At 45.9% G+C, this 24,568-nt stretch carries 19 protein-coding genes; 1 reads left to right on the forward strand and 18 read right to left on the reverse strand.

Features of this window, described 5'->3' with window-relative positions; all coding sequences use genetic code 11:
* Positions 1–149 precede the first annotated feature (149 nt).
* The 14 genes from OIM03_07090 to OIM03_07155 form a co-directional block, all read right to left on the reverse strand.
* Complete coding sequence (locus OIM03_07090; GenBank protein HJI74041.1) at positions 150–1,775, reverse strand: FAD-dependent oxidoreductase; 1,626 nt, start codon at positions 1,773–1,775, stop codon at positions 150–152.
* Positions 1,776–1,790: 15 nt separating this feature from the next.
* Complete coding sequence (gene ahpC / locus OIM03_07095; protein HJI74042.1) at positions 1,791–2,354, reverse strand: alkyl hydroperoxide reductase subunit C; 564 nt, start codon at positions 2,352–2,354, stop codon at positions 1,791–1,793.
* Between the two features lie 221 nt (positions 2,355–2,575).
* Entirely contained in the window at positions 2,576–2,896 is a 321-nt protein-coding gene (locus tag OIM03_07100; protein ID HJI74043.1) for a hypothetical protein, read from the reverse strand.
* Positions 2,893–4,338, reverse strand: a complete 1,446-nt coding sequence (gatB, locus tag OIM03_07105; protein ID HJI74044.1) for an Asp-tRNA(Asn)/Glu-tRNA(Gln) amidotransferase subunit GatB — start codon at positions 4,336–4,338, stop codon at positions 2,893–2,895. Before gatB ends, OIM03_07100 begins: the two co-directional genes overlap by 4 nt.
* A complete protein-coding gene (gene gatA / locus OIM03_07110; GenBank protein HJI74045.1) occupies positions 4,335–5,792 on the reverse strand; it encodes an Asp-tRNA(Asn)/Glu-tRNA(Gln) amidotransferase subunit GatA in 1,458 nt (485 codons plus the stop codon). Before gatA ends, gatB begins: the two co-directional genes overlap by 4 nt.
* 15 nt (positions 5,793–5,807) lie before the next feature.
* The gene (gene gatC, locus OIM03_07115; GenBank protein HJI74046.1) at positions 5,808–6,092 is read right to left on the reverse strand and encodes an Asp-tRNA(Asn)/Glu-tRNA(Gln) amidotransferase subunit GatC; all 285 of its coding nucleotides are present in this window, start codon (positions 6,090–6,092) and stop codon (positions 5,808–5,810) included.
* A gap of 155 nt (positions 6,093–6,247) precedes the next feature.
* Positions 6,248–8,248 carry an NAD-dependent DNA ligase LigA gene (gene ligA / locus OIM03_07120; protein HJI74047.1) on the reverse strand — a complete coding sequence of 667 codons (2,001 nt, stop codon included), beginning with the start codon at positions 8,246–8,248 and terminating at the stop codon, positions 6,248–6,250.
* Between the two features lie 2 nt (positions 8,249–8,250).
* Positions 8,251–10,461, reverse strand: coding sequence for a DNA helicase PcrA (gene pcrA, locus OIM03_07125; GenBank protein HJI74048.1), 2,211 nt, complete (start codon positions 10,459–10,461; stop codon positions 8,251–8,253).
* A gap of 87 nt (positions 10,462–10,548) precedes the next feature.
* The gene (locus OIM03_07130; protein ID HJI74049.1) at positions 10,549–11,493 is read right to left on the reverse strand and encodes a manganese-dependent inorganic pyrophosphatase; all 945 of its coding nucleotides are present in this window, start codon (positions 11,491–11,493) and stop codon (positions 10,549–10,551) included.
* 167 nt (positions 11,494–11,660) lie between these two features.
* The gene (gene eno / locus OIM03_07135; protein HJI74050.1) at positions 11,661–12,959 is read right to left on the reverse strand and encodes a phosphopyruvate hydratase; all 1,299 of its coding nucleotides are present in this window, start codon (positions 12,957–12,959) and stop codon (positions 11,661–11,663) included.
* A gap of 52 nt (positions 12,960–13,011) precedes the next feature.
* Complete coding sequence (gene tpiA, locus OIM03_07140; GenBank protein HJI74051.1) at positions 13,012–13,758, reverse strand: triose-phosphate isomerase; 747 nt, start codon at positions 13,756–13,758, stop codon at positions 13,012–13,014.
* A 4-nt stretch (positions 13,759–13,762) separates the two neighbouring features.
* On the reverse strand, positions 13,763–14,950 hold the full coding sequence (locus tag OIM03_07145; GenBank protein HJI74052.1) for a phosphoglycerate kinase: 1,188 nt from the start codon (positions 14,948–14,950) through the stop codon (positions 13,763–13,765).
* Positions 14,951–14,952: 2 nt separating this feature from the next.
* Positions 14,953–15,963 (reverse strand): type I glyceraldehyde-3-phosphate dehydrogenase, encoded by a 1,011-nt coding sequence (gene gap / locus OIM03_07150; protein HJI74053.1) that lies wholly within the window; start codon positions 15,961–15,963, stop codon positions 14,953–14,955.
* Entirely contained in the window at positions 15,953–16,993 is a 1,041-nt protein-coding gene (locus OIM03_07155; GenBank protein HJI74054.1) for a hypothetical protein, read from the reverse strand. The genes gap and OIM03_07155 overlap by 11 nt, the downstream gene beginning before the upstream one ends.
* Before the next feature lie 551 nt (positions 16,994–17,544).
* On the opposite strand from OIM03_07155, the gene OIM03_07160 reads away from it, so the two are divergent.
* Entirely contained in the window at positions 17,545–18,498 is a 954-nt protein-coding gene (locus OIM03_07160) for a nitronate monooxygenase (GenBank protein ID HJI74055.1), read from the forward strand.
* A gap of 75 nt (positions 18,499–18,573) precedes the next feature.
* Here OIM03_07160 and OIM03_07165 read toward each other — a convergent pair whose 3' ends face one another.
* From OIM03_07165 to folB, 4 genes are all read right to left on the reverse strand, one after another.
* Positions 18,574–20,175: a polysaccharide biosynthesis protein gene (locus OIM03_07165; protein ID HJI74056.1), complete on the reverse strand. Its 1,602-nt coding sequence runs from the start codon at positions 20,173–20,175 to the stop codon at positions 18,574–18,576.
* Positions 20,176–20,300: 125 nt separating this feature from the next.
* Complete coding sequence (mfd, locus tag OIM03_07170) at positions 20,301–23,636, reverse strand: transcription-repair coupling factor (GenBank protein ID HJI74057.1); 3,336 nt, start codon at positions 23,634–23,636, stop codon at positions 20,301–20,303.
* A gap of 32 nt (positions 23,637–23,668) precedes the next feature.
* Positions 23,669–24,175 carry a 2-amino-4-hydroxy-6-hydroxymethyldihydropteridine diphosphokinase gene (folK, locus tag OIM03_07175; protein ID HJI74058.1) on the reverse strand — a complete coding sequence of 169 codons (507 nt, stop codon included), beginning with the start codon at positions 24,173–24,175 and terminating at the stop codon, positions 23,669–23,671.
* 10 nt (positions 24,176–24,185) lie between these two features.
* Positions 24,186–24,554, reverse strand: a complete 369-nt coding sequence (folB, locus tag OIM03_07180; GenBank protein HJI74059.1) for a dihydroneopterin aldolase — start codon at positions 24,552–24,554, stop codon at positions 24,186–24,188.
* Positions 24,555–24,568: the final 14 nt, after the last annotated feature.

Consider the following 24,568-nt stretch of genomic DNA (forward strand, 5'->3'; position numbering starts at 1 on the left):
ACTTATTGTATCATATTTTGGCTAAAAGTGTAGTATATATTTCAATTTGTATCAGAAAACTGATCAATTGAGGCTAAAAAGGTAGATACTAAATTAAAAAGCAGCCTGACGAATATACGTCAGACTGCCTTCAATTTCAGGATTCCATCTTAAGCGTGGAGTATATCAAGAAGTTCGGTTACATTCTTCTTTCCGAAATGCACATCATCGTCATTAACGATCATGCAGGGAACACTCATGATGTTATATTTCTGCTGCATGTCGGGATAATGCGCCAGATCATAGACATCGACTGTGATATTCTTGTTTCCTGCAGCAATACGTTCGGCTGCGGCAACAAGATCAGGGCACATCGTGCAGGAGAGAGAAACTGCAATGTTCAGATGCTTCTTCTCATTGATTGCCGCAACTCTTGCCTCCGCATCCTTTCCGATATCCTGCCCAGGTCCTGCGGCATTATACATGGCAAGAATGAAGGAATTGAATTCATGACCGCCAGGAACTCCGTGGAAATGCAGTCCAAGGTCTTCTCCATCCGCATTGCAGATGGCAATCGTATGCTCCATTCCCTCAGATGCCTGGACAATTTCAAACTTAACCTTGTCCGAGATTTCAGACAGTTCACGAACCATCTTTTCATCTTCCTGAGACAGATGAGAATCATCTTTATAGAGCCTCAGCAGTATCGGATTCGTAAAACGGTTCAGGACAGGAGCAAGAGCCTGTCTTGTCTGATCATCGAGGAATGCTTCCGGTTTCGCTTTTGCAACAGCAGCAGCTTCCTGCTTCTTTTCTTTCGGGACCAGATTCTTTACATAAGTACGTTTCAGATTCAGTTTTCTGAACTGGGCTCCCAGATATTTCTCCAGAGATGTTGCAGCCACAGCACCGTCGGATACAGCTGTTACAACCTGTCTGAGGTTCTTGACGCAGATATCACCGGCTGCGTAAACGCCGTCAACATTTGTTTTCTGGTCGCGGTCGGTAATAACGTATCCCTTTTCATCAAGATCGATTTTCCCTTTGAGAAGGGCATTCTCAGGAGCATATCCGACAAATACGAATACGCCGTAGAAGTCATTGGGATCCGCTTCATATACTGTTTCTTCTCCGGTCTGTCTGTCTTTAAGGACAACCTTGCGGATAGCATTATCGCCTTTTACTTCCTCAATCTGTGTATGGTAAAGAATCTTCGTATTCTTATTATCTTTCAGTTCTTCCACAGCTGCAGATTCAATACTGAAATCATTTCCTCTTACGACAACAATCAGATTCTTGGCATACTTTGTAAGGAACAGCCCTTCTTCGACAGCCGCATAACCGCCGCCTACGACGAAAATGGTCTTTCCTGTAAAGAATTCACCATCGCAGGTTGCACAGTATGCCACGCCATGGCCGCGGAAATCATTTTCCCCTTTGAAACCGGCAAGACGCGGATGTGCCCCGCCGGCAAAGATGATTCCCAGTGTTTTGAAATCACCGTTGGAGGTATGAACGACTTTGTAATCATCATCCACATCCATTCCGGTCACTTCTGCATTCAGGAATTCCGCTCCGAATGCTCTTGCCTGACGAGCCATTTCAGCAGTAAGTTTTTCGCCATTCGTGGAAAATATCCCCGGATAGTTGACAACTTCTGCGGTAATTGTAATCTGCCCGCCAACTTTTTCCTTTTCTATTACAAGGACTCTGAAACGCGCTCTCGCCATATAAATAGCGGCGGAGAGCCCAGCTGGCCCCCCGCCTACTACTATGGCATCATAAAACTTTTCCATGATGCCTCCGTTTTATTATAATTTGCCGACTAAGTCAAAGGATGGTTTCAGGGTTTCTTCACCTGGATGCCATTTTGCCGGGCAAACTTCATCGCCGTGTTCGTAAACGAACTGAGCAGCTTCAACCTTGCGGAGCAGTTCATCAGCATTACGTCCGATGTTGCCTGCGCTTACTTCATAGAGTACGACTTCTCCGTCCGGGTTGATGACGAAGGTTCCTCTTTCTGCCTGGCCAGCATCTTCGATGTATACATCAAGATCCTTAGCAAGCTTGCCGGTCGGATCGCCGATCATCGGATATTCAACCTTGCCGATTCTGTCAGAAGATTCATGCCAAGCTTTGTGAACGAAATGGGTGTCGCAGGAAACAGAATAGATTTCGCAGCCGATCTTCTTGAAATCAGCATACTTGTTTTCCAGGTCTTCCAGTTCGGTCGGGCAAACGAATGTGAAGTCTGCCGGATAGAAGAACAGAACGCTCCACTTGCCGAGCAGATCCTTATCGGTTACTTCGATAAAATCTTCATTCTGATAAGCCTGAAGCTTGAATTCGCTAATCTTCTTTCCATTTAAAGACATAGTACAATTCCTCCTTGATCATATAATTACTAGAATAATTCTAAATAGAATACTTTTAACGTTCTGCAAGTATTATAACATGCATATCTGATTTTTTCAATATAGACGCTTTATTTTATTTTCTAAATATTTGAATATATTTGACGAATCCTCAAAGTCATACTCTTCTAACCTAAAAAGCTGCCCGCCGGCAGATGATTCTGCCGGCAGGCAGCTTTTTATCAGAATATGTATTTTTTCAGCAAATAAATAATAAGACCTAAAGCAAAAACAGCTGCGCCGCCGAGCATAAAGAACCATGCCATCACGAGAGCAATGGCAACAAAAATGACAAAGGCGGCACCAAAAAGGATTTTCTTCCATAAAGGAATCTTCTTTATATCCACAAAGTGAATACGGATTTCCGTATCCTCCTCTGGATCATCCCGTCTCCCATCTTCATTTAATGTCAGCCCATGAAAATTGTCTCTTTCCTGATCAGACATCACTTTCGGCTCTTCCTGATTAGGCTCAACATTCTCGCTTTTTCTATCATCTATCATAACTTTTTCAGTTCGTCATTCAGCAACTCATTGATTACTTTTGGATTTGCCTTGCCCTTGGTTTCTTTCATGATCTGTCCGACCAGAGCACCGACAGCTTTCTTCTTGCCGGCTTTGAAGTCTTCTACTGCCTTTGGATTATTGGCAATGACTTTTACAACCAGTTCCTTGAGTGCGCCTGTATCGCTGATCTGTACAAGGCCCTGTGCCTTGACGATTTCTTCCGGATCAGCTCCGTCTTTCCACATTTCAGCAAAAACCTTCTTGGCAATTTTGCCGGAAATGGTTCCCTTAGCGATCAGAGCCAGAAGTTTTGCGAGATTTTCTGGTGTAACCGGAGCTTTGGAAATTTCTATGCCTGCATTGGAAAGCTGGCTTGCAAATTCGCCCATGATCCAGTTTACGGAAGCCTTGGGATCTGCACCTGCTTCGACCACCTTTTCAAAGTAATCGGAGGTATCCTTGTCGTTTGTCATGTACTGGGCATCCGTAGAGGACAGGCCGAAGTCTGCGATGTAACGTTCGCGTCTTTCATCCGGAAGTTCCGGAAGGGTTTTGCGGATGTCTTCAATGTATTCTTCAGAAACTGTAAAAGGTGCAAGGTCCGGTTCCGGGAAGTAGCGGTAATCGTTCGCTTCTTCCTTGGTACGCATGCTCTTTGTGACGCCTTCCTTTTCATCCCATGTTCTTGTTTCCTGGATGATCTTTCCGCCGTCTTCAAGGATTTCTGCCTGACGCAGCGCTTCGTATTCAATTGCCTTTTCTACGCCTTTGAAAGAATTGATATTCTTGATTTCTGTCTTGGTGCCAAGTTCTTTCTGGCCGACAGGTCTGACAGAAACGTTCGCATCACAGCGAAGGCTTCCTTCTTCCATACGGCAGTCGGAAATACCGATGTACTGCAGGATTGCGCGCATTTTTTCAAGATACGCAACAGCTTCCTTGGCAGAACGCATGTCAGGTTCAGAAACGATTTCAAGAAGCGGTGTACCTGTACGGTTATAGTCAACAAGGGAATAGTCGGAATCGGTAATAGATGTTCCATGATGAACAAGCTTTCCGGCATCTTCTTCCATATGTGCTCTTGTAATGCGGATCTGTTTCTTTTCTCCGTTCACTTCGATATCAAGATGGCCTCTTTCGCAGATCGGAAGATCGAACTGCGATGTCTGGAAATTCTTAGGAAGATCCGGATAGTAATAGTTCTTGCGGTCAAACTTGCTGAAGCGGGAAATCTCGCAATTCAGGGCAAGGCCTGCACGTACTGCAAATTCCAGTACTCTTTTATTCAGGACAGGAAGTACACCTGGAAGCCCCAAGCAGACCGGGCATACATTTGTATTTGGTTCAGCGCCGAATGATGTCTTGCAGCCGCAGAAGATTTTCGTTGTTGTCTGGAGTTCCGTATGAACCTCCAAGCCAATCACTGCTTCATATTTCATGCCTTAATCTCTCCTTTCGGTGCAATTTTTGTAAATTCAGGATGAGACTGTTCAAAAGTATATGCAGCCTGAATAATTGTTTCTTCGCCAAGCGGCTTGCCGATCAGCTGCATGCCAAGAGGCATTCCTTCATGGAATCCTACCGGGATGCTGATGGAAGGAGCACCGATCAGGTTAACCGGAACCGTGCAGATATCTTCCATGTACAGGGAGAGCGGATCAGAGAATGCGCCGAACTTGAATGATGTCCCGGATGCAGAAGGAGCTGCAATTACATCACAGGATTTGTATACTTCATCAAATTCCTGCTTGAGGAGGGTGCGCACCTTCAGTGCCTTCAGATAGTATGCATCATAATACCCTGCTGACAGAACATAGTTGCCAAGCATGATTCTGCGCTTTACTTCTTCGCCAAAGCCTGTGCTTCTTGTCTTGATATACATATCAATGATATCTTTGCCTTCTGCACGATATCCGAAGCCTACGCCGTCATAACGGGCAAGGTTGGAACTTGCTTCTGCTGGAGCAATGATATAGTAAACAGAAACGCCGCTGTTAATATGCGGGATGGAAACATCGACAAGCTCAGCGCCTTCCTTTTCATAGAAGGCCAGTGCCTTTTTGACAGCCTCTTTGGTTTCAGGCTTAATCCCTTCGCCAAAGAATTCTCTCGGGACACCGATCTTCATTCCCTTCACGTTATTCACAAGAGATTTCTTGTAATCTTTTTTATCCTGAGGAATGGATGTGGAATCCTTTGCATCGTACCCGGCAATGGCATTTAAGAGAATGGCAGCATCCGTTACGTCTTTCGTCAAGCCGCCGATCTGATCGAGTGAAGATGCAAAAGCCAGAAGGCCATATCTGGAAACAAGTCCATAGGTAGGTTTGAGACCTACGATGCCATTGAAGGAAGCTGGCTGGCGAATGGATCCGCCCGTATCAGAACCAAGAGCCCAGACTGCTTCTGCTGCAGCTACTGCTGCAGCAGAGCCGCCGGAAGAGCCGCCAGGAACATAATCCAGATTCCATGGATTCCTTGTCGGTCCGAAAGCGGAGTTTTCTGTAGAAGACCCCATCGCGAATTCATCCATGTTCGTCTTTCCGATAGAGATGAAATCCTGCTGTTTAAGTTTTTCAATGACAGTGGCATCATAGGGAGCAACCCAGTGTTCCAGCATCTTGGATGCAGCTGTGCAGGTTTCTCCGCTGATGCAGATATTATCCTTAATGGCTCCCGGAATACCCGCCAGATCAGAGATTTCTTCTCCTGCTGCAATCTTGGCATCCACTTCTTCCGCTTTTTCCAGTGCTTTTGCATCGCTAAGCGAGAGATATGCATGAACATCCTTCTCGACGGAGTCACGATGCGCAATAACTTTCTTTGTTAATTCAACAGCTGATATTTCTTTATTGACCAGCTGTGCATGCAAGTCATGAATTGTGAAATTCAAAGCCGCACCTCCCGCTTAAATAATTTTTGGTACTTTAAAATATCCATCTTCACTTTCAGGCGCATTCATAAGTGCCTGTTCATTTGTGAAGGATTGATGTGGTTTATCTTCACGCATAACGTTATACTGTTCTACTGCATGTACCGTTGGCGCAACATCTGTCGTATCATACTGGCTGAGTTCTTCCATATGAGTCAGAATGCTGTTCATTGATTCACGCATTTTTTCCAGATCTTCCGGAGAAAACTCTAATCTGGAAAGAAGCGCAATCTTCTTGGCTTCCTCAATTGTGATTTTCATAGTACACTTCCTTATCCTGTATTTTAACCAGAAAAAACCTTTTTCAATTATATCACAGATACGGAAAAACCGTATAAATAAGGCTTTGATCTGTTATAGAAGAGCATTGCTGCATCTTTTTTCCCTCTTATGCATCAAGAATGCAGAAACATTCATTACGCTCTTCCAAGTCTTGCCAGAAATTCATCTTCACTAAGGACAGGGATTCCTTTTTCTCTCGCCTTGTCCAGTTTGCTGCCTGCGTCTTCTCCTGCTACGACAAGGGTCGTATGGTTCGTAATGGAACTTTGGACAGAGCCGCCCTGGCTTTTGATAAGATCTCCTGCTTCGCGCCGCCCCATGCTGGATAATTTTCCTGTCAGCACGACCATTTCACCTTCAAAGGCGCTGCCTGTTTCCTCTTCGACGGCTGCTTCCATCATGACGCCTGCGCTTTTAAGTTTATCCAGCACCTTCATATTTTCCATGTCATGCAGGAAGCTATACAAACTTTCAGCAGTCGCCTTGCCGATTCCGTCAATACTCTGGATATCATCTACATCGGCATTCTCGAGCTCCTCCATGGTATGGTACTTTCCAGCTACGAGCTCAGCGCCTTTTGCGCCCAGGAAACGGATGCCCAGTCCAAAGAGCAGTTTTGCTAATCCGCTTTCCTTGCTCTTTTCTATTGCCGCAATCAGGTTTCCAGCACGCTTTTCTCCCATCCGTTCAATCTGCTCAAGCTCATCCTGAGTAAGCCTGTAAAAATCACCGGGATCAGAAACAAGCCTGTATGCCAGAAGGCTGTCGACCACTGACGGCCCCATCCCCTCGATATTCATGGCATCTCTGGAGGCAAAATGCACCAGTTTCTCACGGACTATGCCGCCGCAGTTCGGATTTGTGCAGCGGTAAGCAACTTCACCGGAAGGACGTTCCACTGGGCTTCCGCATACCGGACAGACCTCCGGAATTTCAAATGGTTTTTCAGAGCCATTTCGTTTTTCCTTCAGCACGCGGTCTATTTCCGGAATGATTTCCCCTGCCTTGTAGATCTTTACGTAATCCCCTTCGCGGATATCCTTCTCTTTTATGAAATCCATATTATGGAGAGTTGCTCTTTTTACAACTGTCCCTGCAAGATGGACAGGTTCAAGATCGGCAGACGGTGTCAGGACTCCTGTCCTTCCAAGAGTTACGACGATCTTTTCAACTTTTGTTTCAGCTTCTTCCGGCGGATACTTATAAGCCATGGCCCAGCGCGGATCTTTGACGGTTGCGCCAAGTTGTTCCTGCTGCGCAAAATCATTGACTTTTATAACCATTCCGTCAGTGTCATATCCAAGATCATGCCTGCGGACTTCCCAGTCATTGACGCCCTGAATGACTCCTTCAATGGAATCCCATTTCTTATAATTCGGGTTTACCTGGAAATGGAATTCGGAAAGTTTCATCAGAAGCTCTTCCTGCGAGGAAATTTCAAGGCCTTCAATGTCACCTAAGGCATACGCGAAGAATGCCAGATTGCGGGCAGCCGTGACATGCGGATCAAGCTGGCGCAGGGAACCTGCTGCTGCATTCCTGCAGTTTGCAAAAGGCATAAGCCCGGCTTCATCCCTTTCCTCATTGAGCATGATGAAGCTCTTTCTCGGCATGTAAACTTCACCGCGGACTTCCATATATGGCGGAGCGTTTTCTATGTAAAGCGGAATTGTATGAATCGTTTTTACATTGCTTGTAACATCTTCTCCGACTCTTCCGTCGCCTCTTGTCAGCCCCTGCGTCAAAACGCCGTCCTTATAGATCAGGTTCATTGAGAGCCCGTCGATTTTAAGCTCTGTAATATACTGGACGTGGTCCGTTTCAAGCCCTTCCTTGACCCTGCGGTCAAAATCCCGGAGCTCATCGGCGCTGAATGCATTGGCAAGGCTCAGCATAGGCTTCCTGAATCTTACCTTCTGGAAATCATCAGCTGCTTTTCCCCCGACTCTCTGTGTCGGAGAATCCGGCGTAACAAGTTCAGGATACTTTGCCTCAATGTCTACAAGCTTCCTGTACATATGATCAAATTCATAATCTGAAATTTCTGGCTTATCCAATACATAGTACAAATAGCTGTGATGACGAAGCTCTTTTTTCAATTTTTCGGCTTCTTCTCGCACATCTTCAGGAACCATAATCATTCTCCTTTCGTTATTGGAGCAAATGCAACCATGACCTGACGAATCTTATTTCCCGGGAATTCAATCTTCAGCATCATTTTGCTGTCCGATCCCATAACTGCAACGACTTTCCCCTTCCCCCAGAGGTTATGTACAGCCGTATCTCCTACCTTCCAATCATAACGTTTCGGCTCTTTCTGCGGTTTTGGTTTATTCACAACAGATACTTCCGACATTGCATAATCGACTCTGCTGGCCGTCTCCCGCCTTCTTGCCTGGAACGCCCTGTCCTGCCGTTCATCAGGCTCGACATGCGTCAGAAGGTCCTGCGGAATTTCATCAATGAAACGGCTGGGAATGTAAGGTTTGATCTGACCGTACATCGTACGCATATGGGCGTTGGATAAATACAGCTTTTCCTTTGCCCTGGTCAAAGCCACGTAGCAGAGACGCCGCTCCTCTTCCAGTTTGGACTCATCCATCAGGGAACGGACGCCGGGGAATATGCCTTCATCCATTCCGGCCAGGAATACAATCGGGAATTCCAGCCCCTTGGCACTGTGAATCGTCATCAGCGTCACCCTGTCATTTTCATTCTCATACGTATCCACATCGTTGACAAGAGCAACCTTTTCAAGGAAATCCGATACCCCTCCATCAGGATTATCGTTATTGAAATCCTTGGCAACGGACAGAAGTTCACCAAGGTTTTCTTCACGGCTCTGTACCTGCGGATCCTTACTTTCCTGCAGCTGTTCCAGATACTTCGTATCCGTCATTATTTTCTGAAGCAGGCCAAAGACATTCGTCTCGGTGGATGCATTCAGGAACTCAAACATCATAGCTATGAAATTCTGAAGTTTTGTCTTCGTGGATGAAGAGACATCAAGCCCGTCCAGATCCATCATTGCTTCAAACATGGATGTATTTCTTTCATTTGCGTAATCGGAAAGCTTCTGTACGGTTGCCGCCCCTATTCCGCGCTTGGGGACATTGATGATACGCATAAGGCTGACATTATCCTTAAGATTGGATACCAGCTTGAGGTATGCAAGCATATCACGGATTTCTGCGCGGTCATAGAACCTCGTCCCTCCGACCATCGTATATCCGATTCCGCTTTTTACGAGCGCTTCTTCAATGACTCGCGACTGCGCATTCATGCGGTACAAGACAGCCATATTCCCATACAGCTGATGCTCCTCGTTGTGTTCTTTTCTCATCGTATTTACGATGAAATCAGCCTCACTGTGCTCATCTGAAGCCGTATAGAGAATAAGCGGCTTTCCCTGGTTGTTTTCTGTCCATAACCGCTTGGACGGTCTTCCGGAATTATTTTGAATGACTGCGTTTGCCGCATCCAGAATCGTCTGCGTCGAGCGGTAGTTCTGTTCAAGCTTGATTACCTTGGCAGACGGATAATCCTGCTGGAAATCAATGATATTCCTGAGATCGGCGCCGCGCCAGGAATAAATACTCTGGTCAGCATCGCCGACTGCACAGATATTCTGATTCTTTCCTGCAATAAGTTTTGCCATCAGGTACTGTGCATGGTTTGTATCCTGGTATTCATCAATCAAAATATAATGGAACCTGTCCTGCCAGCGTCTCCGGATCGATTCAATCGACAAGAGCTTTGTCGTCATGAAAAGAAGGTCATCGAAATCAAGCGCATTATTCTGCTTCAGATGCTTGTCATAAGATTCATACACATCGGCAACCTTCTGTGCAAAGAAGTTCGATCCAACCTGCGCGCGGAATGCTTTCGACTCAAGCAGCTGGCCCTTTGCCGAGGATATATGCGCCTGAATGATATTGGGCTGGAACTGCTTGTCATCCAGATTCAGTTCCTTGAGGATGTTTTTTATGAGTGTTTTGGAATCATCCGAATCATAAATCGTAAATTTATCATTATATGGAGGATAATTGCTGATTTCACGTCTGAGGAACCTTGCGCCGAAGGAATGAAATGTATACATCCAGATTTTGTCAGCAGAAGGTCCCACAAGAGCATGAATACGTTCCCTCATTTCCTGGGCAGCCTTGTTTGTGAAAGTGATTGCCAGAATTTCAGACGGACTGATTCCCGATTCCATCATGTAGGCAATCCTGCAGGTCAATGACTTCGTCTTGCCTGAACCGGCCCCTGCCAGGATCAGGACTGGTCCGTCTATCTGCTTTACAGCCTTCAACTGCTGGTCGTTTAATGTGTTTAAATAATTAGACAAATCCTCAAATCTCCTTAGTGTAAAAAGAAGAACCCATAAATGACTGTACCTGTCAAAAATGAGTTCTTCCTACATTCATCGAATCAATTATTTTCCGTATACTTTTAACAGGAACGGAGCTACCTGTTTCTTACGGGACATGACCTTAGGAAGATATACACATCTATCTTCCGCTTTCTTTCCGAAAGCTTCTTCAGCTGCAGCTTCAGCGCCGCTGGTAAACCAGAGATATGTATCTTCTGTCAGAATATTGGTAACCATCAGGTAGGAAGCTTCATACTGTTTTTCTGCCTTGGTTTCCTCAAGAACTTTCATGATATCTGCGCGCTTGGCTTCGATCGGTTCAAGATCCATAACAGAAATCTGACCGCAGCTGAAAACCTTTCCGCCTGCTTCAAATTCCTTGGTATCATTGTGGGCAAGCTTTTCTGCCGGGTAATCAGAAATATCAGCGCCCGCCTTAAGCATTTCCATGCCGTAAGCTTCATAATCGACGCCTGCAATTTCTGCCAGTTCCTTGACTGCAGCCTTGTCTTCATCTGTCGTAGTCGGGGATCTGAACAGAACTGTATCAGAGATGATAGCAGAAAGCATCATTCCGGCAACTTCTTTGGACGGTTTAACTCCATTTGCCTTGTAAAGGCCGTAAATAACGGTGTTTACGCATCCTACCGGGCGGATCAGGATGAAAATCGGGTTTTCCGTTTCAAAATCACCCAGTCTGTGATGATCGATCAGTTCAAGGACTTCTGCATCCTTTGCGCCGTCTACGCACTGCTTGGATTCATTGTGATCGACAAGAATCAGTTTTGTCTTTTCATCATCCGGATTCTTTCTTGCAGCGCTTTCCAGCAAAACAGGTGCTTCTACCTTGAAATAATCAAGTGCAAACTTTGTTTCTTTGTTTGGTTCCCCTGCTCTGGCTGCTACGGCATCAACGCCAAGCTGTCTTTTCAAATAGGAATAGGAAACGGCAGCAGCTATACTGTCTGTGTCCGGTGATTTATGACCGATAACAAATACTTTACTCATGTTGTCTCTCCTTTGTAATTTATAGTCCAAATAATTTTAACGTTTTATACCGTCTTATTGTATCATTTCTTCATAATGATTGCACTAATTTATTGACATGCTGTATATGATGCATAAAAAAAGAGCTGTGGCAAAATGATTGCGCATTTTGTCACAGCTCCGTTTTTTTATTTTTCAAATATACGCAGCTTGCCGGCAAGTTCTTCGCTTCCATAGCAGGCATCAGCATCAAGTCCTTCTTCGATGCGGAGAAGCTGGTTGTATTTTGCAACTCGTTCAGATCTGCACGGCGCACCAGTCTTGATCTGTCCTGCGTTCAGAGCGACTGCCAGATCAGCGATTGTCGTATCTGCCGTTTCGCCCGAGCGATGGGAAATAACAGCTGTGTAACCGGCTCTCTGTGCCATCTGTACAGCTTCAAATGTTTCAGTCAGTGTGCCGATCTGATTCAGTTTGATCAGAATGGAGTTGGCAACGCCTTCTGCAATTCCTCTGGAAAGACGTTCTGTATTGGTAACGAAAAGATCGTCCCCAACAAGCTGTACTTTATCTCCCAGTGAATCTGTCAGAAGTTTCCATCCTTCCCAGTCCTCTTCTCCAAGCCCGTCTTCAATGGAAACAATCGGATACTCGCTAATCAGGTGATCATAGAATTCAATCATCTGTTCAGCGGTCTTAGCTGCATGATCCCCGGATAAATGGTATAAGCCGTCGTCGCCAAGGATTTCAGATGCTGCAACGTCAGTAGCAAGGACAATATCGCTTCCTGCAGTATAACCTGCTTTTTCGATAGCTTCGCAGAGGAGTTCCATGGCTGCTTCATTGGACGGAAGATCCGGAGCAAATCCGCCTTCGTCTCCAACTGCGGTTGAAAGTCCTCTTTCCTTAAGAACAGCTTTTAAAGTGTGATATACTTCAGCGCACATGCGAAGGCCGTCCCTGAAGCTGGAAGCTCCGACAGGCATGATCATGCTTTCCTGGATATCAACATTGTTGTCTGCATGAGCGCCGCCGTTAAGAACGTTCATCATCGGAACAGGCAGTACGTGTGCATTCACTCCGCCAAGGTACTGGTAGAGGGGAAGTCCGAACGATGCGGCTGCAGCATGAGCAGCGGCAAGGGATACACCGAGAATGGCATTTGCACCAAGTCTGCTCTTGTTTTCGGTCCCATCAAGGTTGATCAGAATATGATCCAGCCCTCTCTGATCGCTTGCATCCCAGCCGATAACGGCATCTGCAATTTCACCATTTACGTTATCTACGGCTTTAAGAACACCTTTTCCGCCGTACCTTGTCTCATCTCCATCACGAAGTTCGGTGGCTTCAAAGATGCCGGTAGAAGCACCGGACGGAACTCCGGCGCGGGCAAATGTCCCATCCTCCAGCGACATATCGACTTCCAAAGTAGGATTTCCACGTGAATCTAAAATTTCTCTTGCATGAAGATCCGTAATGACTGCCATAATCTAACTCCACCTATACCCTTTCATCTGTCCCTTTAATAAAAATGATTTCTCAAGCCTTCTGATAAATAGAAATGAACTCTTCTGTTTTTAAGCTGGCCCCGCCGACTAAAGCGCCGTCAATATCTTTTTCTCCGGTAAAATCGCTGATATTTCCGGCATTGACAGAACCGCCATAGAGAATCCGCACTTGATCTGAAACTTTTTTCCCGGCAATATTTCTGACAATCTGCCGGATCAGCTTTGCAACAGTTTCTGCTTCATCTGCTGTTGCTGCTGCTCCCGAGCCGATCGCCCAGATAGGTTCATAAGCGATAACAACATCTGAAACCTTATCAGCAGGGATTTCCTCAAGAGCTGCCCTTACCTGTGTTTCTATTTTCTCCTCTGTTTTCCCTGCGTCATGTTCATCCTTTGTTTCACCGACGCAAAGAATCGGAGTTATATCGTGATCCAGCGCACATTTTACCTTTCTGGCAATAAATTCATTGCTCTCTCCCAGAATCTCTCTTCTTTCAGAATGTCCGCAAATGACATACGTGCAGCCAAGATCCTTGAGCATAAGAGGCGAAATCTCTCCGGTAAAAGCTCCGCTTTCCGCCGGATACATATTCTGTGCGCCAAGACCGATCGATGATCTGCTTATAAAAAATTTGGCAACTGGAATATCGGTAAAAGGAGGAATGAAAACCAAATCCACATCTTCCCTGACTTTTACTTTAAACTTTTCAAAATAGTGACCTGCCTCCGTCACCGTCTGATTCATCTTCCAATTTCCTGCAATTAACTTTTTCCTCAAATTATCACTCCTTGTCAGCAAGGATCGCAACGCCCGGAAGAATCATTCCTTCAAGCATTTCCAGCGAAGCGCCGCCGCCTGTCGACACATGAGAGAATTTGTCTCCAATTCCAAGCTGATCAACAACCGATGCGGATTCTCCTCCGCCAATGACAGTCGTCGCATTGAGGGATGCCATAGCCTTAGCTATTGCATAGGTTCCCTTTGAGAATGGCTCCATTTCGAAAACGCCCATCGGGCCGTTCCAGACGACAGTCTTCATTTTCTGCAATGTTTCAACATAAAGGTCAATGGTCTTAGGACCGATATCAAGCGCCATCCACGGGCTGGAGAATTCTTCTGCCGAAAGAACCTTTGTCTTTGCTTCAGCGGAGAATGAATCACCTGCCATGAAATCAACCGGCAGCATGATGCTCGATCCAAGATCATTTGCCTTCTTCATAAGGTTTCTTGCCAAATCAAAGCGGTCCTTGTCCTGCAGGGATTCGCCCATGTCATAACCCTGGGCTGCAACGAATGTATTCGCCATGCCGCCGCCAATCAGGATGACATCTGCTTTTTCCATCAGGTTTGCAATAACCTGGATCTTGTCACTGATTTTGGCTCCGCCTATAATCGCAGCAAATGGTCTTTCCGGATGTTCGATGACGCCGTCAAGGAAATCAATTTCCTTTTTAAGAAGAAGACCGGATACCATAGGCAGAAGTCTTCCAACGCCTACGATGGATGCATGTGTACGGTGGGATACGCCGAAAGCATCGTTAACAGCCAGATCGCATCCTTTGACAAGAGCTTTGGCAAAATCCGGATCATTCTTTTCTTCTTCCTTATGGAATCTTAAGTTTTCAAGAAGAATAATCTCGCCCGGCTTCAGTTCTTCTTTGGCCTGATCAGCTTCAGGGCCAATGCAGTCCGGAATGAATTTGACTTCTTTTTGTAAAAGTTCTGCCAGACGGACTGCAGCAGGACGGAGAGATAATTCTGTTTTATATTCACCCTTCGGCCTTCCCATGTGACTGGCCAGGACAATGGCTGCGCCCTGATTCAGAAGATACTGAATTGTTGGAATTGTAGCCCGGATTCTGCGGTCATCCAGAATATTCCCCTCTTTATCATGGGGAACATTATAATCGACACGGATGTATACAACCTTTCCTTCAGGCTTAAGATCATACACTGTCTGCTTGTTCATCATTACAGTCCTTTCGATGCAACATAAGCTACAAGATCAATGATACGCATTGAATAACCCCATTCGTTATCGTACCATGCAATAACTTTGACAAGATTGCCGTCCATAACCATGGTGAGCAGGCTGTCAACGGTAGAGCTTACATTTGTCGTACGGAAATCGCTGGATACAAGGGGTTCATCCGTATAAGCAAGGATTCCCTTCAATTCACCTTCAGCGGCTTTCTTCAATGCTTCGTTGACTTCTTCCTTTGTAACTGTCTTTTCCAGTTCAACAACCAAGTCGACCAGGGATACGTCCGGGGTCGGAACGCGGATAGCCAGCCCGTTCAGTTTGCCTTTCATTTCAGGAATGACAATGCCGATTGCCTTTGCTGCACCTGTGGAAGTCGGAATAATATTTTCTGCAGCAGCACGGCCTCTTCTTGGATCCTTCTTGTGTGCTTTTTCAAGAATGGCCTGATCATTCGTATAGGAATGAACGGTTGTCATAAGTCCGCGTACAATGTGGAACTGTTCATGCAGTACTTTTACAACCGGAGCGAGGCAGTTTGTCGTGCAGGAAGCGTTGGAAATGATATTGTCTGCCTTCGGGTCATATGTTTCTTCATTGACGCCCATAACAATCGTTGCGTCATCATCTTTGCCCGGTGCTGTGATAATAACCTTTTTCACAGTTCCCTTGATATGTTTACCGGCGCTGACTTTATCTTTCAGCTTGCCTGTGGATTCGACAACGATTTCAACACCATACTTGCTCCAGTCCAGATGCTCCGGATCACGATCCTGGAAAACATGAACACGTTTGCCCTCAATGATCAAATCGTCGCCGTCAATTTCTACCTTTTCATCAAGTCTTCCGTGAACAGTATCGTATTTAAGAAGGTAAGCAGCTGTTTCAACCCCGCTTGGATTGTTAATAGCAACGACTTCCAGATCGTCTCTCTTCAGCATGCCGCGAAATACGAGTCTTCCAATTCTGCCAAATCCATTAATTCCGACTTTAACCATGATCTTTGCAACCTCCTGTTGTCGCTTTTTCACCTGAAACTAGTTGAAGTATTTTTCTGCCGGCCCCTTCATCAGTAACGAGGACTCCGCGTATTCCTGCTCTTGCCACAGCAAGGATTGCTTCCCCATTATGACTTCCGCCTGCAGTAATTAATATATGTGGTATTGCTGGTATATCGTCTCTGGAAATACCGACATTATACAGACGATATAAGATCTTTCCTTTCGCATTGACATATAGTCCCAGAGCTTCGCCGGATACATTTTCCTTTTCCAGCCGCCTTGTTACATCCGCCGGAAGTTCGTGATACTTCTTAATATCCTCTGCGCTGTCTATACCAGTAACCAATATACCCGCTTTTGAAAACAATTCTTCTGTCTGATTAATTTGCGGCAATTCTTTTTTCAGCTTGTAGAAAAACTCGGGACTCAATCCATCCGGTATTTGAAGGATGTGATACTTCCCTCCTAATTTTTCAGCCATATGAGCTGCCACATTATTTGGTAAAAAATCTATTCTCCTGCCAAATCCTCTTCTGATCGGTAAAACATCCACATTCATGTGAAGCTGGGGAAGAATTTCCGCCAGTTCAGCCATTAAAGCTCCGCCGCTCACTGCCACTATATCATCATCTCTTATAAGACGAATCAGGGCTAATGTGGCCTCCTGGGCTATATCACCTCTTACGGACTGCTTCTCATCAGAATCTCCCCGCACCAGTATGACCTTTTTCATCGATAAAATTTTCTGCAAAGATGCTGCCATCTTATCGGAAAAAGGACTTTTCCGGAAATAATGGGAAAGCGGCTCCAGGAGTGATTCGCCCTTGCTGGTCAAACTGATCCCGGAAGGCCTGTAAATCAAAAGCCCGGTCCGCTCCATTTCTTCAATGTGTTTCCGAATAATGCTGTCTGACAATTCCGTCTGTACGGTTAAAAGATGTCTTCCGACCGGTTGTGCTGCATGGATCTGCCTGAGGATTTCATACCGCTCCTGTGCTTCAATCATCATCTCCGGCACAAGAAGCATCATTAAGGAGTCCTCTTCCACCTTTATCACTTCCGTATCATATATTTATGAAATTAGGGATAGAGAAAAGCCTGAACTCTACCCTTACAGTATATCACGCAGTTAATAATACTACAACAACTGCCATTAATTCTATAATTAAGTATACATTATTTAGCTATAATGTGCATTAAAATTATGTAATATATACTTATTCCTGCATTTTACGTGCAGGAAAGGCTGATATTTCCTCATTGATTCTCTGCTAAAATCAAAGCCTTTATTAGTTTTTATATCATTTCCTCATCAAGGTTCGTCTCGGGCAGATATCTTCATGTGTTTTATCGTTACATGAAATTTGTGCATTGCAGAGTGGTCAAATAGCTGCTTTCATGCATTCATTATGCATTTGTCTTCCGGTAATCCGCATGATAGGGCTTAAAACTTACCTATTTTACATAAAGCAGGTATAATGGGAAAAGAATAATAAACCGGTCTTCATAAGGCATCAAGCAAAGTCCATTATGAAATTTCACTTTAATCCGGTATTTTCATATCGCAAGGAGATGGATATTATGTCATGGAACACAAGGTTAACGAAGCTCCTCAGTATTGATTACCCCATCATTCAGGGTGCAATGGCCTATATTTCAGACGGAGTGCTGGCGGCTGCAATGAATCATGCAGGCTGCGCAGGCGTCATAGGATCCGGCGGATTCTCTGCAGATGAAGTCAGGGACAGTATCAGAACGGCCAAAGATATTTTAGGAAACGGGAAATGCTACGGCGTCAATTTAATGCTGCAGGCGCCAAACGTCGATGACGTTGCTCAGGTAATCTGTGATGAGAAAGTTCCTTTCGTAACCATTGGTGCAGGCAATCCCCTCCCATGGTTTGAGCCGCTTCATCATGCAGGCATCAAATGCATTCCGGTTGTTCCAAATGCAAAGCTTGCCAAGCGTGTGCAGGATGCCGGAGCTGATGCCATCATCGTTGAAGGCATGGAAGCGGGCGGACATGACGGGAAAGTAACACTCATGGCTCTTCTGGAAAACATTCTTCCTGACATCGAGATTCCGCTGGTTGCAGCCGGAGGCATCGTGGACGGAAGAGGCGTTGCGGCATCTCTGATCATGGGCGCTTCAGGAGTCCAGATGGGTACACGCTTCCTTCTTGCAGAGGAATGCCACCTGCTCCATCCCAATGCCAAGCAGGCCATCATCAATGCCAGCGATACGGATTCTGTTGTCTGCGGCTTCACTACCGGAGACAGCGTCAGAGGATTAAGAAATAAATTCTCTGATAAGTATCTGCAGGAAGAATACAGCGGCGCTCCTTTGAGCACCCTGACTGCACTTTCCAGAGGGACAAACAGAAAAGGGGCCATTGAAGGCGACACAGAAAACGGCTTTATCCTCGCCGGCATGTCACTGACCCATTTGACAAAGATCCAGCCCGTACAGGAAATCGTTGAAGATATCGTATCTGAAACAGAGCGCTGCCTAGCAAATGCCAGCCGCGTCATTTAAATCAGCTGCATAGTAAAAAGACCACGGATATTTTCCGTGGTCTTTTTACTATGCTTCCATTGCCTAAGCAATATATTACTTTTTGAGACTCATCTTTTCCACAATAGCGGCCAGGCGTGTGCCGATCTTTGGAATCTCCCTGACATCGTCAGGTGTTACAGCACGAATCAGCACGATGCCGACAATGTAAACAACTCCGCCCAAGGCAATTGCAATCAGGGTAGAAAGCGTATTGCTGTGAATCAGGCTGTAAAAGCCGTGATAAGATCCATAGGCAACCACACCCATAACGGCTGCAGCGATGAAGAGCTTGACCGTATGCTTTATGTCCATTGTGTAATGTCTGTATTTATAAAGGAAAATCAAATTGAGAATGGCTGCAACGCCAAAGTCTGCGTTTGTTGCCCATGCCGCACCTAAAACGCCCCAGTTTGGAAGAGCGGTGAGGTTCCAGGAAAGGAACATCTTGCAGCATGCACTGGCAACCATGTTCAGGAAAGGTATGGCCGTCTTGCCCATCCCCTGCAGAACGCCCATTGTTACCTGCTGTACGCCAAGAAGGAAAATGCCAAAGCTCATGATTGCAATGCACGGACCAGCATCCGGAGTTGCATAAAGCATGGCAGAAATTGGTGTGGCAATCACACACATTCCGACAAAGGAAGGAATAGTAATCAGATTGGCCAGGCGCATCGCGGTATCAGTTCTTTTAAGTACCATGTCGCCGCGTTTCTGCGCGATAGCTTCTGAAACGAAAGGAACAAGACTTGCTGCCAGGGATGCCGTAACGATGGTAGGCATGTTGACAAGAGCCGTTGCCATGCCGGTCAGATAACCGAAGAATGTTGTTGACTGTTCAATCGTAAAACCAGCAACTTCAAGCCTTCTTGGAACAATGAAAAGATCGATCAATGAAACGATCGGAAGCATGATATTTGCCAGCGACACAGGAATGGCAAGAACAAGCAGTCTTTTGATAATTGTCTTTACACTCTGCGGCTTGATGGATGGATCCTGCTCAGATGCCAGTTCATTTCTCCATCCGCGGGTCATGTAATAAAAAACAAGAAGTGTCAGTATGCCGACAAAAGCACCCGGTGCTGCGCCAAGGGTTGCGCCGGCAGCCCCGTATTCCAGTCCATAAGGAAGAAGGACGACGGCAAAAAGAATCATGGCAACAACACGGACGACCTGTTCAAGTATCTGTGAAACAGCTGTCGGTGTCATCAGCTGAAGCCCCTGGAAGTAACCTCTGAGCGTCGCAAGAAGCGTTGCACAGAAAACGGCCGGGGACAAAGCAAGGAGTGACCAATAAGCTCTCTGGTCGCGGACAATTTCACTGTCGACCAGCCACTGGGCTCCGAAGAAAAGCAGGAGACTGAAAAAGAGTCCTGTCAAAACCAATGTCACGAGCGATATGCGGAATACCTTCTGCCCGCCAAAGTAATCGTTGACTGCGTTTCTTTCTGCAACCATGATTGAAATAGCCACAGGAAGACCTGCTGATGATACCGAAAGGCAAAGCAGGTAGATCGGATAAGCCATCTGGTAGAGCCCGATCCCTTCGCCGCCAAGAAGTCTTGACAGATAGATACGACTGAATGCCCCAATGAACTTGACGATAATCCCTGCTACCGTCAAGATCAACGCACCCTGGATAAACGAATTTTTACGCATTTTTCACCTGATTAAAAGATATGGAAAAGCCCCTCAAAAAAAACATAACTTATATAATCATAACAGATTTGCTGATAAATGTAAAGCAGAATCCCATAAATACAGACTTCTCATGCACTGCAAATCTAATGGGAAGTATGATGGATCTCGCTCATCAGCTCATTCAGGAAACCGCCAAGCCATTTCATGGGGCTGCCCTTGATTCCTTCCTTCCTGATTCTCAGCCTTGCCGGATTTCCCGGAAGGAAATGCAGGTATGGAATAAGCGCCTTTGGAAGAAGGTTGGGATTCCAACCATGCATGAAATCCTCATCCGCCCATGTAAGAAGCATGGAATCCCCTTCGTCAATGACACTCCCTATTCCAAGTTTTCTGGCCTTTATTCTGACAAGGGAAATGGAAAACAGTTTTTCGGCTGGTTCCGTCGGGGTCCCATAGCGGTCGACTGCCTCATCAATCAAATCTGCCAGCTCTTTCTCGTCTTCCATGGATGCCAGTCTTCTGTAAATTTCCATCTTCTGCTCTTCATTGCTGATGTACTTGGAATCCAAGTACGCATCCTGACGGAATTCGATAGTGGTATTCGGCAGTTTCTTCGGAAGGGGCTTATGTTCTCTTTCTGCCATCAGACGCTGTACAGCCTCCTCAAGCATGGAGCAGTACGCTGCAAATCCGACGCTTGCGATATTGCCATGCTGGGCCGATCCCAGAAGATTGCCTGCACCGCGGATTTCCAGATCACGCATAGCGACTTTGAAGCCGCTCCCGAGTTCAGTAAATTCTCTTATGGTATTCAGACGCTTTTCCGCAACTTCGCTAAGTACCTTATCCTTATTGTAGAAGAACCAGGCACGTGCGATTTTATCGGAACGCCCTACTCTTCCGCGCATCTGATAAATCTGGGAAAGACCAAGCTTGTCTGCATCATAGACCAGCATCGTATTGGCATTTGGCTGATCCAGCCCGTTTTCAATCAAGGTTGTGCAAAGCAGGACATCATATTTTCCCTGATAGAAATCAAGCATCACTTTTTCAAGGACTGCGCCATCCATCCGCCCATAGGCAACTCCAATCGATATCGTATCCGGCAGTATGCTCTTCAAATGATCCAGCATGGCAGGCATTGTCTCAATCCTGTTGTAAACAAAGAATGACTGACCGCCTCGCTCTTTTTCCCTAAGAATCGCGTCAATGACGATGGAATCGTCGTACTCGCTGACATAGGTCTGTATCGCATGTCTTCCAGGAGGCGGCGTTGTGATCGTGACCATATCACGAAGGCCTGTCAGACTCATATGGAGCGTTCTTGGTATCGGTGTTGCCGAAAGAGTCAATACATCGATTCCTTCTGCCAGTGATTTCCTTCTTTCCTTCTGTACGACACCAAAGCGCTGCTCTTCGTCTACGACCAGCAGTCCCAGTCTCCTGCACTTTATCTTTTTGTTCAGGACAGAATGAGTCCCAATGACAACATCCAGCTCACCGGACTCAAGCTGACGGAGTATCTTTGTCCTTTCAGAAGCCTTTGTGAATCTGTTAAGCACCGCAATATTGACGCCAAAGGAATCCATGCGGGACTTGAAGTTTTTATAATGCTGCTCTGACAAGACCGTCGTAGGACACAGAACCATAGCCTGATAGCCGCTCATGACACATTTAAAAACGGCTCTCATCGCCACTTCCGTCTTCCCGAATCCAACGTCCCCGCAAAGGAGCATATCCATCGGTGTGGGCTTTTCCATAGCCTTCTTGATGACGGAAATAGCATTCTCCTGATCTTCTGTTTCGACATAAGGGAATGAATCCTCAAATTCAACCTGTTCTGCCGTATCTGGCGCAAAGGCAATTCCCTTTGCCAGTTCACGCTTTGCGTACACGTCCAAAAGCTTTTCAGCCAGTTCCTGAATGGATTTTTTCGCCTTTGAGCGAATTTTTCCCCAGTTGGCTCCGCCCATGGTATGAAGACGCGGCGTTTCTCCTTCCGGACCGATGTACTTCTCCAAAGTGCCGATCTGGTCTACAGGAAGATAAAGCTTATCCGATCCTGCATACTGGATGGTAATGTAATCCCTGTGGACACCGGATAATTCAATCGTGCGTATGCCAAGGTACCTGCCGATTCCGTGTACCTGCTGAACAACATAGTCTCCCGGATTCAGATCGGAAAAGTAACGGATCTGCTTTCTTGATCCGCTTGTACTGTACTTTCTGAGTTTCTGCCTGCCAAGAATATCGCCGGCCGTAATCAGGGCCAGATTAAAATCCGGAAGCTCAAATCCCTCTGTCAGGACGCCATCAAGGAGAACCACTTTCCCCTCTTCTATATCAAGAGACATGGGGATCTGATGGTCCGTTAATATTCCCTCGATTTCTCGCTTCTCGGAAGCCCTTGGGATGGCAATAGCAGTTTTCCATTTCTTATTCAGAAGGGATTTCAAATCGGCAGTAAAAATGGGAATCTGCCTTTGATAATTCGTCATCTCCTGCCCGTTCCAATTGTGATACGCAGAAGGCTTGAATTCCTCGAGTTCCCTCTTGAGAAGTGAGAATACAATTCCCTGATTCGTTTGTTTTCGGGCCGCATGGATGAGCTCGCTCCAGAGGAAAGCCTTGCCCGCATTGGCTTTTTCTTCCTTAAAGAACTGCTTTAAGGATTCCTCGCCCCTTTGCGGCTCATCATAAAAGACAATCCCATGATCAAGGTAGGAGAGAACGGATGAATTCTTGCTGCCCTTTACCGCAACAGGAAGTACACTTTGACTTTCCAGTGTTTCAATGGAGCGCTGGCTGTCCACATCAAACAGACGTATGCTGTCAATCTCATCACCGAAGAATTCAATTCTCACAGGATGGATTTCATTGATCGGATAAATATCGACGATATCGCCCCTGACAGAAAAATGTCCGCACCGTTCAACCTGATCGACTCTTTCGTACCCCAGATCCTGCAGTACTTCCAGGAGCTCTCTTCTTTCGATTTCACTGCCTAACTCAAATTTATATAAATGATCCTTGATAGAAGAAGGAGCTGAAATTTTTTGCGCAGCTTCTACTGCGGCCGCAATAATGATGCTCTTTTCACCATTGATCATTGCAGACAAGGCGCGCATGCGCTCCCTCAGCCTTTCCGTACTGGAAAAAGCGCCTTCGAAACCGGCTTCTTCTACGACAGGAAATGAAAATATTCTGGCATCGGGAACAAAAAACTTTAAATTTTCTTCCCACCGGAAAATATCTTTCTGCGTAGGAACCACAATAACAGCCATATTATATTTCGCCAAGAGAGACGCAGCCGCCAGAGATTTCTGAGACCCGCTGATCCCGTTGATGATAACAGATTTCCCCGGATGGTTCTGATCGATCAATGATATGAGCCTGTCTCCAATCATCTGAACCAGCTCAGGCCCCTTTGCATTCAAAGCTGAAGTTTCCTCTTTTGTATTTTCTTTTCCATCAATCATTTTATTTTTTCTGCCATCATTTCACCTCCTGTCTACCATGCAATGCCCGTTTTCCCTACATCCTTATATCCATCCAGTTCCAGAATTCTCTGGTGGATTCCTTCACAATTAAAGACGAAATCAGGATATATTTCTTCTAAAGGAACCAACACAAAGGGCCGCTCCCAGAAAAAAGGGTGCGGCAATTTTAGAAAATCTGTATTGCTTTCTATTTCACTGTTATAGATCATATCCAGATCCAGCGTCCTTGGTCCCCAGTGCCTGATGCGGACACGGCCGAATGATTTTTCTACCTGCAGCAGAAATTCCATCAGCTCTTCTGGTTTCCCTGTCCATGAAACTTCAATCACGGCATTCAGGAAAACGGCCTGCTCCGTCAGCCCCCATGGCTTGGTCTTATAAAGGGATGATTTCTTCAGGACCCTGAGCCTTTCATCCTGATTCAGTGTCCTGACGGATCCAGAGAGAATCTCAGCTGAATTTCCCATATTAGATCCCAGCGAGATAATATAGGAATTTCTTTTCAATGAATTCAACATTTCTAAACCGTCAAACCTGTCTTTCTTTTTTTATCGTAACGGATACATCATCCAGGATGCCAGGAATGGGCGAACCCGGCTTATGGACGGTGGTTACGATTTCTTCAACCTGCGGAAATTTTTCCATGACTTCTTCATTAATCACGCCTGCCAGTTTTTCCAGGAGCTTGTAGGGGCCTCCTTCGGCCGCGCGCTTCACAATCTGGAAAACTTCCACGTAATTTACGGAATCATTCAAGTCATCGGTCCGGCTGACTTTGGACAGATCTGTGCCGATTACGACATCAATATAAAATCGCTGTCCCAATGTCTTCTCTTCCGGCTCATCGCCATGATAGCCGAAAAATGCCATGTTTTTGAGTTTAATATAATCCATCATTCACACCCTGCCAC

Source organism: Veillonellaceae bacterium (assembly GCA_025992895.1).
Taxonomy (GTDB): domain Bacteria; phylum Bacillota; class Negativicutes; order Veillonellales; family Dialisteraceae; genus Dialister.

Coding starts and splice junctions, on each gene's coding strand:
- OIM03_07090 (HJI74041.1), bottom strand. CDS start 1,775: ATGGAAAAGTTTTATGATGCCATAGTAGTAGGCGGGGGGCCAGCTGGG.
- ahpC (HJI74042.1), bottom strand. CDS start 2,354: ATGTCTTTAAATGGAAAGAAGATTAGCGAATTCAAGCTTCAGGCTTAT.
- OIM03_07100 (HJI74043.1), bottom strand. CDS start 2,896: ATGATAGATGATAGAAAAAGCGAGAATGTTGAGCCTAATCAGGAAGAG.
- gatB (HJI74044.1), bottom strand. CDS start 4,338: ATGAAATATGAAGCAGTGATTGGCTTGGAGGTTCATACGGAACTCCAG.
- gatC (HJI74046.1), bottom strand. CDS start 6,092: ATGAAAATCACAATTGAGGAAGCCAAGAAGATTGCGCTTCTTTCCAGA.
- ligA (HJI74047.1), bottom strand. CDS start 8,248: ATGGTTCCTGAAGATGTGCGAGAAGAAGCCGAAAAATTGAAAAAAGAG.
- OIM03_07130 (HJI74049.1), bottom strand. CDS start 11,493: ATGAGTAAAGTATTTGTTATCGGTCATAAATCACCGGACACAGACAGT.
- eno (HJI74050.1), bottom strand. CDS start 12,959: ATGGCAGTCATTACGGATCTTCATGCAAGAGAAATTTTAGATTCACGT.
- OIM03_07145 (HJI74052.1), bottom strand. CDS start 14,950: ATGAACAAGCAGACAGTGTATGATCTTAAGCCTGAAGGAAAGGTTGTA.
- OIM03_07155 (HJI74054.1), bottom strand. CDS start 16,993: ATGATGCTTCTTGTGCCGGAGATGATGATTGAAGCACAGGAGCGGTAT.
- OIM03_07160 (HJI74055.1), top strand. CDS start 17,545: ATGTCATGGAACACAAGGTTAACGAAGCTCCTCAGTATTGATTACCCC.
- OIM03_07165 (HJI74056.1), bottom strand. CDS start 20,175: ATGCGTAAAAATTCGTTTATCCAGGGTGCGTTGATCTTGACGGTAGCA.
- mfd (HJI74057.1), bottom strand. CDS start 23,636: ATGATTGATGGAAAAGAAAATACAAAAGAGGAAACTTCAGCTTTGAAT.
- folK (HJI74058.1), bottom strand. CDS start 24,175: ATGTTGAATTCATTGAAAAGAAATTCCTATATTATCTCGCTGGGATCT.
- folB (HJI74059.1), bottom strand. CDS start 24,554: ATGATGGATTATATTAAACTCAAAAACATGGCATTTTTCGGCTATCAT.